The 12,212-nt window shown below is 57.0% G+C and carries 11 protein-coding genes and 3 pseudogenes; 8 read left to right on the forward strand and 6 right to left on the reverse strand.

What is annotated here, in order from left to right:
- The first annotated feature begins 11 nt into the window (after positions 1–11).
- From AC3WTM_RS26140 to AC3WTM_RS26160, 5 genes are all read left to right on the forward strand, one after another.
- Positions 12–680, forward strand: a complete 669-nt coding sequence (locus AC3WTM_RS26140; RefSeq protein ID WP_057715532.1) for an SGNH/GDSL hydrolase family protein — start codon at positions 12–14, stop codon at positions 678–680.
- Positions 677–1,351, forward strand: coding sequence for an alginate O-acetyltransferase AlgF (locus tag AC3WTM_RS26145; protein WP_102668709.1), 675 nt, complete (start codon positions 677–679; stop codon positions 1,349–1,351). The genes AC3WTM_RS26140 and AC3WTM_RS26145 overlap by 4 nt, the downstream gene beginning before the upstream one ends.
- An 18-nt stretch (positions 1,352–1,369) precedes the next feature.
- Positions 1,370–2,779: an MBOAT family O-acyltransferase gene (locus tag AC3WTM_RS26150; RefSeq protein ID WP_102668710.1), complete on the forward strand. Its 1,410-nt coding sequence runs from the start codon at positions 1,370–1,372 to the stop codon at positions 2,777–2,779.
- On the forward strand, positions 2,779–3,933 hold the full coding sequence (locus tag AC3WTM_RS26155; protein WP_102668711.1) for an alginate O-acetyltransferase AlgX-related protein: 1,155 nt from the start codon (positions 2,779–2,781) through the stop codon (positions 3,931–3,933). The genes AC3WTM_RS26150 and AC3WTM_RS26155 overlap by 1 nt, the downstream gene beginning before the upstream one ends.
- A 79-nt stretch (positions 3,934–4,012) precedes the next feature.
- Positions 4,013–4,354: a hypothetical protein gene (locus tag AC3WTM_RS26160; RefSeq protein WP_102668712.1), complete on the forward strand. Its 342-nt coding sequence runs from the start codon at positions 4,013–4,015 to the stop codon at positions 4,352–4,354.
- A gap of 159 nt (positions 4,355–4,513) precedes the next feature.
- Here AC3WTM_RS26160 and AC3WTM_RS26165 read toward each other — a convergent pair whose 3' ends face one another.
- Positions 4,514–4,795 (reverse strand): excalibur calcium-binding domain-containing protein, encoded by a 282-nt coding sequence (locus AC3WTM_RS26165; RefSeq protein ID WP_102668713.1) that lies wholly within the window; start codon positions 4,793–4,795, stop codon positions 4,514–4,516.
- 87 nt (positions 4,796–4,882) lie between these two features.
- On the opposite strand from AC3WTM_RS26165, the pseudogene AC3WTM_RS26170 reads away from it, so the two are divergent.
- A pseudogene (locus AC3WTM_RS26170) lies at positions 4,883–5,104 on the forward strand (integrase); the annotation flags it as partial.
- 243 nt (positions 5,105–5,347) lie between these two features.
- Positions 5,348–5,965: pseudogene (locus AC3WTM_RS26175) on the forward strand (phage integrase central domain-containing protein); the annotation flags it as partial.
- Positions 5,966–6,107: 142 nt separating this feature from the next.
- Here AC3WTM_RS26175 and AC3WTM_RS26180 read toward each other — a convergent pair.
- Both AC3WTM_RS26180 and AC3WTM_RS26185 read right to left on the reverse strand, forming a co-directional pair.
- Positions 6,108–7,007 (reverse strand): DMT family transporter, encoded by a 900-nt coding sequence (locus AC3WTM_RS26180; RefSeq protein ID WP_102668714.1) that lies wholly within the window; start codon positions 7,005–7,007, stop codon positions 6,108–6,110.
- 273 nt (positions 7,008–7,280) lie between these two features.
- On the reverse strand, positions 7,281–8,360 hold the full coding sequence (locus AC3WTM_RS26185; RefSeq protein WP_102668715.1) for an SDR family oxidoreductase: 1,080 nt from the start codon (positions 8,358–8,360) through the stop codon (positions 7,281–7,283).
- A 74-nt stretch (positions 8,361–8,434) separates the two neighbouring features.
- Between AC3WTM_RS26185 and AC3WTM_RS26190 the strand changes: the two genes are divergently transcribed.
- Positions 8,435–8,824 carry a MerR family transcriptional regulator gene (locus AC3WTM_RS26190; protein ID WP_102668716.1) on the forward strand — a complete coding sequence of 130 codons (390 nt, stop codon included), beginning with the start codon at positions 8,435–8,437 and terminating at the stop codon, positions 8,822–8,824.
- A gap of 126 nt (positions 8,825–8,950) precedes the next feature.
- On the opposite strand, the pseudogene AC3WTM_RS26195 reads toward AC3WTM_RS26190, so the two are convergent.
- The 3 genes and pseudogenes from AC3WTM_RS26195 to AC3WTM_RS26205 all read right to left on the reverse strand — a co-directional run.
- Positions 8,951–9,186, reverse strand: a pseudogene (locus AC3WTM_RS26195) (transposase domain-containing protein); the annotation flags it as partial.
- 291 nt (positions 9,187–9,477) lie between these two features.
- The gene (locus AC3WTM_RS26200) at positions 9,478–10,731 is read right to left on the reverse strand and encodes an OprD family porin (RefSeq protein WP_102668717.1); all 1,254 of its coding nucleotides are present in this window, start codon (positions 10,729–10,731) and stop codon (positions 9,478–9,480) included.
- A gap of 92 nt (positions 10,732–10,823) precedes the next feature.
- Positions 10,824–12,128: a CitMHS family transporter gene (locus AC3WTM_RS26205; RefSeq protein WP_102668718.1), complete on the reverse strand. Its 1,305-nt coding sequence runs from the start codon at positions 12,126–12,128 to the stop codon at positions 10,824–10,826.
- Positions 12,129–12,212 lie beyond the last annotated feature (84 nt).

The following is a 12,212-nucleotide window of genomic DNA, read 5'->3' on the forward strand; positions in this document are numbered from 1 at the left end:
TGGAGCTTTCGATGCCCACTTCTGCCCTTGCCGGTCTGACTCTCCTTGTCCTTGGGGAGAGCCACATGAGCCTTGCGGACCATTTACTGGAGCCGCTGCACGACAACCTGACGCGCCAAGGCGCCCAGGTCCACTCCATCGGTGCCTGCGGTGCCAGCGCCGGCGACTGGCTGATCAGCAAGAAGGTCGACTGCGGTGCCGAGCGCAAAGGCAACGACAAGATCGTGATCAAGGGCCGTGACGCCACTACCACACCGATCCAGGACCTGATCGCCGCCGACAAGCCCGACCTGGTGGTACTGGTCATCGGCGACACCATGGCGTCCTATGACAAGCCGGTGTTCCCGAAGGCCTGGGCATGGCAAAGCGTCACCGGCCTGGCCAAGGCCATCGCGGCCACCGGGACCCGTTGCGCCTGGGTGGGCCCGGCCTGGGGCAAAGCCGGTGGCATGTACCAGAAGAATGATGCCCGCACCCAGTTGATGTCGCAGTTTCTGGCCGCGAACGTGGCGCCTTGCACCTACATCGATTCGCTGACGTTTTCCAAACCCGGACAGTGGATCACTACCGACGGCCAGCACTTCACCGTCGCCGGTTATCAATCCTGGGGCAATGCGATCGGTGATGCCGTGGCCAAATTGCCCGCCGACCGCATCAGCAGCACAGGAGCCGGTAAATGACCCGATCCGCATTCAGCTGGGCACTGTTCGCGCCCTTGATGCTGAGCCTGCACGCCGAGGCTGCCGACATTGCCCTGTACCCGACGGGCCCGGATCAGGACTCGGCCTTCCTGCGTTTTATCAACGCCGCCGACCACCCCCTGCAACTGCTGGCCGAAGGCTCGCGGGCTAGCCTCAAACTCGAAGGCACCCATGCTGTGTCCGACTACTTGCCCGTGCCCGCCAACCAGCCGATCAAGGGCACCCTGGAACGCAACGGCAAGAGCCAGCCGCTGGACATCCAGGTGGCGGCAGGCGAATTCGCCAGCGTGATCGCCTTGCCGGATAGCGCACAAGGTATCCGCCAGGTAGTCATCCGTGAGCAACCCGACGACTTCAATAGCCTGAGGGCCTCGCTGGCGTTTATCAGCGCCGATCCAGCGTGCACCCAGGCCGGTTTGCGCGCTGCGGGGAAGAACGCCGACCTGTTCAAGGAGGTGGCCGACGGTAGCGTGCAACGCCGAGCGATCAACCCGGTCAACCTGTCGGTTCAATTGGTCTGCGCCCAAACCAACGTCGGTGCCCCGCTTGACCTGGGCCAGCTCAAGGCCGGCGAGCGCTACAGCGTCGTGCTGCTGCCTGGCGCAAATGGCCCTTACCTGTTGCTCGCGACTGACGTCCTGGCCCACTGATCGGATCGCGCCACCACCATGGTTTTTGCTTCTCTCGAATTTCTGACGTTGTTCCTGCCGCTGTTCCTGTGTGCCTATGCACTGTCCCCGGCCGCCTGGCGCAACGTCACGCTACTGATCGGCAGCTGGCTGTTCTATGGCTGGTTGAGCCCACAGTTCCTCGCGGTGCATGTGGCGCTGACGATCACGGCGTGGGTCGGCGGCTTGCTGATTGACGCCTTACGGAAAGAAAGCAAGGGCCGCGTACGGCTACTCGCAACGTTGATCGTGCTCAACACGGTGGTGCTGTGCTGGTACAAGTACGCCAACATCGTCGCCGGCACGTTGATCGATGCCGCCACCTGGTATGGCGCCATGCCTCTGGATTGGCAGCGGGTCATCATGCCGGCCGGGCTGTCGTTTATCGTCTTGCAGGCGATTTCCTATCTGGTGGATGTGCATCGCCATACCGTGCCGGTTGAACGCAGCTTCATCAACTACGCCACCTATATTTCGATGTTCGGTCATTCGGTCGCCGGCCCCATCATTCGCTATGACTGGGTACGGCGCGAGCTGAATCAACGTTACTTCAACCTGCAGAATTTCTCGCTGGGTGCGCGCAGGTTCATGGTCGGGATGAGCATGAAGGTGCTGGTGGCCGACACCCTGTCGCCCGTGGTCGATGTGGCGTTCAATGTGCAGAACCCAAGTTTCTCTGACGCCTGGATCGGCTGCCTTGCCTATTCCTTGCAACTGTTCTTTGACTTCGCCGGCTACAGTGCCATGGCCATTGGGCTGGGACTGATGCTGGGGTTTCACTTTCCCGAGAACTTCGACCGTCCGTATCTGGCCAACAGCATCCAGGACTTCTGGCGCCGCTGGCACCTGTCGCTGTCCAGTTGGTTACGTGACTATCTGTACATTCCGCTGGGTGGCAATCGCAACGGCACCTGGAAAACCTACCGCAACCTGTTCCTGATCATGGCAATCGCCGGTCTCTGGCACGGTGGCGACAGCTGGAATTACCTCTTGTGGGGCAGCGCCCATGGCCTCGCGTTATGCGTTGATCGTGCCTGGAGCCGTTCCACCCTGCCCTCTGTACCGCCAGTGCTGTCCCATGGCCTGACTCTGCTTTTTGTGTGCCTGGCCTGGACACTGTTCCGCGCCCCCGACTTTCATAGCGCGCTGAGCCTGTATGCCGGACAGTTCGGCCTGCAGGGCATCGCCCTCGGTGATGAACTGTCCGTGACCCTGCGCCCGGTACACGGCCTTGCAGGTTTGTTGGGTGTGTTCGGTGTCATCGCACCACTGCTGCGCCCCTACTGTGAAAAACGACTGGGCGGCATTGCATTTTATGCCGCTGCCCTTTGGCCCATCGCCGGTTTCATGCTGTCGTTCGCACTGATCGCCAGTCGCGAAACCGTACCTTTCCTGTACTTCCAATTCTGATGACGACCCCAAAGCACACCCCGCCACCCACTCAGCCAGATGAGTTGGCGACACGCAGCAGTCGGCTGGCCGGCGTGGCATTGCTGATATTCCTGTTCGTCGGGCTGCTGTCCTCTGGCCGTCTGATCGTCTCAGGGCAGATCTCGCTGTTGCCCGATAAAGTGCTGACCCCGCAACTTTTTGACGGCGATATCACTCATCGGATCGCCAGGGAACTGTCGAACGCCCAACTCCCCACGACCTTCGCCGAGCTGGAGCGCGGTGTCAGCTGGCTCCTGCTCAGTGACTCCGGGCCAAGGGTTCGCTCGGGTTGTCCTGACTGGTTATTTTTGGCCGATGAGCTCAAGGTCAATCATCAATCACAGCGCAATGCCGATGCCAAAGTCCAGGCAGTGATTGATCTGAAGCAGCAGCTCTCCCAACGTGGCATCAGCCTGCTGGTGGTCATCGTTCCAGACAAGAGCCGCGTCGCTTCCGGGCAACGTTGCGCACTGCACCGCCCAGCCATTCACGAAGGGCGCATCCAGGCCTTGACCTCGAAACTGGATGTGGCTGGCGTGGCGAATCTGGATCTCACCGCTGCGCTGACGCCACTGGGGGCCAGTGCCTGGTTGCGCACCGATACGCACTGGAGCGAGTCCGGCGCGAAGGCGGCGGCCGAGGCTATCGCGCAGCGACTGAAGGCCCTGGGCATCAGCGCAACGCCACGCAAGTCATTCAACGAAAGCCATGCCCCGCTCGCGGTGCGACCTGGCGATCTGGTTCACCTGGCGGGCATCGACTGGCTGCCGCTCAAATGGCAACCCGTACCCGAAATGGTCGCCCAGACCAGCACCCACGAACTTTCCGTTGCGTCAGCCGCCAGCCCTGACACTGAGGCAGACCTCTTTGGCGATGCCGAGCTCCCCAACACCGTGCTCATCGGCACTTCATTCTCACGCAACTCCAACTTCGCAGGATTTGTGCAGCAGGCGCTGGGCGCCCCCATAGGTAACTTCGCCAAAGACGGTGGAGCGTTCTCTGGCGCTGCCAACAGCTACCTCAACAACCCGGCCTTCAAAGAAACGCCGCCAAAGCAAATCATCTGGGAGATTCCGGAGCGGGACCTGCAGTCGGCTTACATCGAACCCATTGCCTATCGCTTGTTGCGGTAAGCGTGCCTTCCCTTAAACTCCACCAGGAACGCGCCTACACTGAGATGCACAGCAATTGAGAGGACATGGAGCTCCACGCATGCGGACTAGCGCCCTTGTGATACTCCTCATCAGCTATGCCGTGCTGATGGTGGTTTTTTTCAAGCTGAATGCTCGAAACAATCTACGCCGCAGAGAGGGTCTTTACGAAGCCTTTGAAACGACTATGCGACAGCATGGGATCAAATCTTTCGAGATCCTCAAGGAAAGTATTTACATCGGTAACAACTTTCGGCCATCAGAACTGTGCCGGGTATTGCTGGACGATTCAGGGCACTACTTTCTTTACTTGCACGCCAGCAACGCGCAACCAACTTTAATGCCGCTGACCGAGGAGCGAGCGTTACAAGCTGCCCAGGGTGACATAGAAATTCAGGCATAGATCATCGCAACCGCTGCCACCAGTCACCTCCGGGGAGAGTGCGTGTAATGCAACTGGCGAGGTGAACCAACAAAACGTAGCTCACCTTCAAAGCGTGCCTTACGCCCTTCATCAGATTTCCACACTCCACTTACTAGCCTGCCGGTGAACTGCGAATAGTCACCGGCACCACTGCGACTCACAGGGTACCCCGTCGTTGTCGCCATCCATTTTCATTCCTGGGCAATTGCGCAGAAAGTTTTTCGCCTCTTCGCACGACGTCATCTGCGAGCAATACTCGCGTCCGTCGCATTTGACTGGAGCCGGAACAGGCTTCGGCGCAGTCAAGACCACGGAGATTCTTTGAGGGCTCGATAGCCGAGCCTCAGCCCAGGACTGTAATTCAGGGGAAAGCTTCCAAGCCAACAGACCAACAACAAGTACAACCAAAATCAGTTTCATCTTGATCCGTCCATGATGAGAGACCGTCTGTGTTCTCACGTTGCCTGCTTTACAGCGTAATCCACTAATCCACATACAGCCTGCCGGCGGGAGGCGGCGAATTGCTACGCGCGATGGAAGGAAGAAGAGATGCCGGGCTTCCACGAAGTGAGAGCGCTGTCGCTGCACCTGTATAAGAACGCCGGAAAGGACGGGCAGAAAATTGCAGGCCATGCGAGCGAGGGCATGACCAAAAACTACCAGCGCGACCACGAGGAAGTCATCTGGTCCGAGGCAATTCCGGACCTGAATATCAGCGAAATCACCGGGTGGTTTTGCGCGGGTTTTGCGCAGTCAAAAAAAACCGATCCCACTGATCGTCTTAAGTGCCTGATTTTACTCAGTAAATATGGTCTTGACGGAGTAATTCGAACACTCGATCCCTAGCACCCCATCTCCTTTTTCATACGTCTTGAAAGCTTCCAAAATTTTACTCTGGATTTTTCTAAGCCAGTATTTACTTGAACTCCAGCGGTGTTCGGCTCTACGAGAGTCCAGGAACGCCCACCAACATACGCCGCGGCTAACGTAGAGGCCGAACAAGTAAAAGCGGCGAAGGTGCAAACGCTGACCGCCCAGGATCTGGCCAAGGCGTGGCTGTTGGATGGCGTGGCGCGGAAAGACGGCAACGCCGAACTGCGGCGCCGTTTTAACAAGGACCTTTTGCCGGCCCTCGGCAAGACCGCGATGAACAATGTGTCCGAGCACGATATTCGGGCGCTGATCCGCACCGTCGTCAACCGCGGCGCTTACCGACAAGCCATCAGTTTTTTCGCCGACCTCACCCAGATGTTTAGTTGGGCCAGAAAGCGTCAGCCCTGGCGGGCCTTATTGATCGTGGGCGATCCGACTGAACTGGTCGACCTCTCCCCCCTGATCCCTGCCGACTACGAAGCGGAACGAAGCTGCATCCTTTCGCCGGCGGAGCTGTTGGAACTGCACAACCGCTTCCAGCAAATGACTGCCAATTACAGCACCCTCCCCGCCGGGCAAAAGTACGAAGGCATTCGGCCATTGAAAAAAGAAACCCAACTCGCGCTCTGGATCAGCCTGGGCACCCTGTGTCGGATTGGCGAGTTGCTGCGGGCCGAATGGAAAAATGTCGATCTGGACCAGCAGACCTGGTTCCTCCTCATAGTTGCGCAAACATCGCCGAGCACGTTCTTCAGCTTGATTTCGGCTTCATGACCGGCAGAAATCGGCCAGGAGCAGTCAGTCGCTCAAAACACTTAAAAACCACTGATTGCTAAAGTAATCAGGATCCGAAAATAGCTCACTCGGTCGAAGGGACGGATGCTTTGCTGCCCAAGCGGATTAGTTCATTGGAGAAGCACAGGCCGACGATGATCAGTGCCGCTCCCGCGTACAGGCTTTCGCGCGGTACTTCATTGAGCGCCACAAACGCCAGCAGCGCGGCGAACAGTGGCTCGGTCAGCTCCAGCGCTTGCACTTGGGATGGCTTGAGATACTCGATGGCCTTGGTGGTGCAGAAGAAGCCCAGGATTGTCGGCAGCGTGGCCAGCGCCAACAGCGCGGCGATCGCCAGCGGCGACAGCTCGCCCATCGCGAAACCATCGGCCGCAGCCGGCATCAGCAGGTACAGGCTGCCAAAGAACAACAATTGTCGGGTGAAGTGCAGCCCACCCGACACACCCATACGCTTCATGGCAACCGAAAAGGCCCCATAGCCGCAGCCGGCCATGGAGGCGAGCGCAGCACCTTGCAGGGTAAAGCCCTGCTGCAGGTCGCCGCCGAAGATCACCGAGATCCCAGCGATAGCCAGTGCGGCGCCGACGGTAGCGTTCGCGGTGATGGCATCCTTGAGGAAAATGCGCCCCAGAATGATCGAGGAAATCGAGGCACTGGCCATCAGCACCACCACCACTCCTGCCGCAGCGTAGTGTCGATAGGCGGACGTTTCGAAATGGAACAGCACAAAGATGCCAAGGAATGCGCAGATAGCCGCCTGAGTCCATTTGGTCGAAGCCGCCGGGCGCTTGAGGAAAAACAGTAAAATCGAGAGAAGCACGCAACCAAGTACGGTCTTGATGACAGCGATACTGCTAGCGGTGAAACCATTACTCATGAGTACTTTGCTGAGTACACCGATCGTTGCGTTCAGTGCCGCAGCGGAGAGTGCAAATATGACGCCTTTGCTGAAAGTAGATTGCATTGATGACGATCCCTGTCGCTGAATTGTCGTTCGATAGAATGCCGCCCTACATCGACGGCGCAAAGTTTGAGGATACGAAGATCCCACCAACCCCAGTATTTATTGTGGCATAAGCTCGATCGCCCAGTAGGATGCTGTCGGCCTTCTTGAAGTTCACGTACGAAATTGCGGAAAAATGTTGGTAGATCAGGTGGGCGTTCACTCCCAAGCATCGCTGTGAAGTAGTGCTCAAGCGGATCGGGGCTAACGACTTTGTCGCCCCCAAGGGAGAAATCAGAGGGCCTGGCCCTTGGCTATGCAATATGAGTTGACGAACGTTGCAGTGTGCTGCAAAGACTGACGTATATCCGGTTTGGCTATTCCATGCCTGTTGGCAAATTGCTCGACCGCCGCTGTATCAAAACGAGTGGTCTGGATAAAGTCCAAGGCTTCGGGTTTTGTATTCAAAAACCGCGCGACGGGAGGAATACTCAGTAGCAACTTCAGCAATCGGAGTGAAATGTAATGCTTGGGAGACTTTAAGCCCAAAGGTTGTGCCACCTGTACCAGGAGTTCTCGCAAGTTGGGAGTTTGGTCATCAAGCGCCAGCAGTTCCTGGCCCACCATGGCAGGATCAAAAGCACAAACCGCCACCAGCTCAACCAGGTAATCCACGGTGACCAGTGGCAGCCAATGCTCGGCGGTACCGGGCACTGCAGTCAGCTTTCCCTGCACAAGGTTGCGTATCAGCTCCACCAGCGGCTGACCGTCAAGGATATGCCCCGTGCGGCTGTGGCCACAAACCGTCGCGGGGTGGACAACGGTAATCTCCCCACCCTTGGCGGACATGACCTCCAGGGTCGCAAAATGCGCCTCCAGCTTGCTCCCCTCGTAACCACCGACATGTCGGTAGACGGCAGGCCAATTCGTCAGCTCCGGATAACGAGGATCAATTCCGATGCGTTGCAGATGTTCATGATTTTTCAGCATGTAGCCACCGATCATCACTAACCGGCTTTTTTGCTCAGCCGCCAACAGCGCCACGCGCTTTGCCCCTTCCACATTCACCGCACGAGAATGCTCCACTGAAAGCCCCCATGCGAAGTGGGCGCCTAGGTGGAATATGACTCTGGCGTGCCTTAGCACTTCTCGGTCAGCAAGACTCAGCCCGAGGTTGTCCCGTTCCAGATCGCCAGCTACGGCAAATACCCGGGTTGCGCACCCTCCCAAATTGTCGACTTGCTCCCGCAGTGCAGCTAGTCGCTCCGGGCGACGCATCAACACCCGAATGGTGTGACCTTTTGCACTCAGGTACGCCACCAAATGTTGACCGATGAAGCCGGTACCCCCCGTGACAAAGCACTCCACGCTCATTTCCCTGTTCCTTGTTTAAGGTGAGAAATCAAGCGTAAACTATCGACCCAACTCTATAGTCAAGCGGTGCTTTCATGAAAATCGGCGAACTCGAGGCCCGCAGCGGCGCCAGCCGCCATACGCTGCGTTACTACGAGCAAATCGGCCTGATCTCACCGCTGCGGCAAACTAACAAATATCGCGTTTACACAGCGCAAACTCTGCAGGATCTGGACTTTATCCAGCGCGCGCAAAGCATGGGGTTTTCCCTTGGGGAAATAGGCGAGATTCTGGATGCGCAGCGGAACAAGCTGATCGATTGTGCTGACGGCGCTAAGCTAATTGAAAAGAAGATGGCAGAAATCAAACAGAAAATCGCCAACTTCCAAAGCATTTATCGGTATCTGGATGAAGAGCGTGCAAACCTCGAAGCCAGTGCTGCCAAGCAACTTGAACTTCAGCAGCAGAACAACTCTTCCAACTGAATTGTCAGCATCTGGGAAACGGAAGCTGCAGCCTGCTTCCAGTTTCAAGCCTATCGCTTACGCATTTTCTAAAACCTTGTGGCCAGGCCCTATACAGTAAGCGTCCGCCCAAAAGACCTTGCGTGGTTAAACGGGCGCCCATCTATGCGGCAGTAACTCGAAATCTCGATCGGCCGCGGCATCGGCATCGGCATCGGCATCGGCAGTCGCGTGAATACGCCCTTTAAATACGCATACGGATCATGGCCGTTAAACCGTGCCGACTGGTTCAAACTCATAATCGAAGCCGCACGTTTGCCGCTGCGTAAGGAGCCCGCGAATAACCAGTTTGAACGCCCGAAAGTCCATGAACGAATTTGATTTCCACATCAGTGAGTTGCTCCGGATTTGCTAGACACATGATGTCTGCTTTGGGGCTGTGGAGCAGTCACTCCCGGACTGACACAACCCTATACAAAAGGTGAAGCCGTAGGCATTACTCTGACTTTATTTGGAGAGCGACCTATACGGGATGACTCACTTGATGACGAAAGTCGAGGTTAGTCGGTGAATATTGGTCAATGGTCTTTGGAACGCAGGAAAATGCTGATCGATCCTATGGAACCGCTGCTGAAAAGGCGGCCCGCGAACAGCGCGTGGCCGCGATCAGGGGATCACCAGAGAGCAATGTCGTAGGTGAAGTAGATCCGGTTGCTATCTCGGCCACGGGAATAATCAGAGCGGTAAACGTAGTTACGCAACCGCACACCCAGCCCCTTGAAGGTGCCTTGTTGCACGACGTAAGCCAGTTCGGCATCACGTTCCCACTCCTTGACCGAGGTGTCGGACTTGCCGTCGTTGCCGCTCAGATACCGGGCGGAAAACGTCAGGCCCGGTACGCCGACGGCAGCAAAGTTATAGCCGTAATTAAGCATCCAGGTTTTTTCATCCTCCTCGACAAATTTGCCTATCCCGGCGTTGCTGAACGAATAAACCGTTGCGCCACTGATAAAAGGTAATCCGGCATCACCACTGAGGGCCTGGTATCCGCCACCGAAGGTATGGCCGGAAATGGCGTAGGACAATTGCCCGCTCAGCATGTTGTTGTCGATCTTGCCACCGTAGGCTGAGCCGTTATCGACACTGTTGAAGTAGCGCAAGTCACTGGTCAGCACACCGCCGCCCAAGGGTAGATCGTGCTGGATACCTGCGAAATTCTGTCGGTAAAAGTTTTCCAGTTCGCCGTAGAAATAACTCAAACGAACGCTCTTTCCCAGCTTGTACTCGGCGCCTGCATAGCTGAAGTCGCCTGATTTATCTCCGCCGTAACCGTCGGGCACAATCGGCATGCTGTCGCTGGAATCACGCAGTTTGAATCGATCCAGGTAGCCCCCGGTAAGGGTGAGGTTTTCAATGTCGACGCTACTGATCTGAGTGCCTTGGTACGTTTGCGGCAACAGACGCGCGTCGTTATAGATCAGCACCGGAGTCTTGGGTAGCAAGGTGCCGTATTTGACAGTGGTCTTGGCCAGTTGGGCTTTGGCAGTCATACCCAGACTTGCGAATTCGTCAGCCGCACGACCGTCATCATGCACCGGCAACAAGCCAGTGCCGCTGCGGCCACGGCCGGAGTCGAGCTTGACCCCAAGCAGGCCAAGGGCATCAACACCAAACCCGATAGTGCCAGGTGTAAATCCCGACTGGTAATCCAACAGAAATCCCTGGGCCCACTCGGTTCGTTCGCTCTTCGCCGTCCTTGCTGATTTGGCACTCATGCCATGCTCGTCGCGGAAATTCTCATTGAAATAGACGTTGCGCAATTGCAGCTTGAGCTTGCTGTCGTCGATAAAGCCTTCTGCACTGGCACTGGCCAGCGGCAACAAACCAAGAAGTGAAAACAGCGCCCGTTGGGTATGCAAAGTGGTCATTGGCAAACTACTCATTGTTGTTATTTGGAGTGCAGAACAGCGCACGCCTCGCAAGCGAGGCGCGTCAGGAGAAAACAGATGCTTGGGGTGAATCAGGAGAAGAGACTGATCGCCCCGGTCAGCAGGGCTAGCGCGGTGACTACTAATGAAGTGAGTACCGCCCATTTGACGGTGGCTTTCTGGAAATCGCCGATATCACGATCGACCATACCCACCAGCAACAGGGTTGAGGCTACCAACGGACTCATCAGGTGTACTGGCTGACCGAGAATCGACGCGCGGGCGATTTCCACCGGGTCAATGCCATAGGCTGCGGCCGCGTTGGCCAGGATCGGTACCACACCAAAGTAGTAAGCATCGTTGGACAGAACAAAGGTCAACGGCATGCTGGTGATCGCCACCACCAGTGGGAACAGGTGTCCCCAGGATGGCGGAATCCAGTCCACTAGCGTTTGCGCCAGGGAGTCGACCATCTTGGTGCCCGAGAAGATCCCGGCAAAAATACCGGCGGCGAACACCAGCAGCACCACGGTCATTGCATTGCCGGAATGGGCGAGAATGCGCTCTTTCTGAATATCCAGTTGCGGGTAGTTGATCATCAGTGCCAGGACAAAGCCGATCAGGAACAGGATCGCCGAGTGCATGATGCCCATTACCAGCGCGACCATGACCGCGATCACCAGCAACAGGTTCACGTATGCAAGTTTAGGCCGTTTGTGCGGGGTATCACCCAGGATCGCGTCGATGTAGCAATTACCGCCACCGCTCTGTAGCTGCACATTACCGATGCGCTTACGCTCGGCACGGCCCAGGAGGAAAGCGGTAAACACCACCCACATCGCGCCGCCGATCATGGTCGGCAGCAAGGGCACGAAGTACTCGCCGGCATCCAGGCCCAGTGCCGCGATCGCCCTTGTAGCGGGCCCGCCCCATGGGGTCATGCCGCTCATGATGCTCAAGGACAACATGGCGATGGTCGCCAGAATCATCGGGTTCATGCCGATACGCTTGTACAACGGCAGCATTGCCGCGCAGGTGATCATGTAGGTGGTTGTGCCGTCGCCGTCGAGGGCGACCAGCAGTGACAGTAGCGCGGTGCCGATAGCGATTTTCATCGGATCGCCGTTTACACGCTTGAGGATTTTACGAATCAACGGGTCGAACAACCCGGCATCAATCATCAGGCCGAAGAACAGGATGGCGAACAGCAGAAGAGCAGCCGAAGGCGCAACCATCTTCAGGCCGTCGAGCATCATCTTGCCCGTAGTACCGCCAAAACCGCCAATCACCGCAAACACAATCGGCACCACCGTCAGGGCGACAATCGGCGATAGGCGTTTCGACATTATCAGATAGGTAAAAACCACCACCATGGCCAAACCAAGAAATGCGAGCATAGGTCAGTTCTCTTGTTCTTATTAGTAGCGTGGCCGATGCGCAGGCGCACGACCTCGAACCCGCCAGACGGTACGATCAGCCGT

It is taken from the genome of Pseudomonas sp. EU05-FHT14B02 (assembly GCF_058791055.1).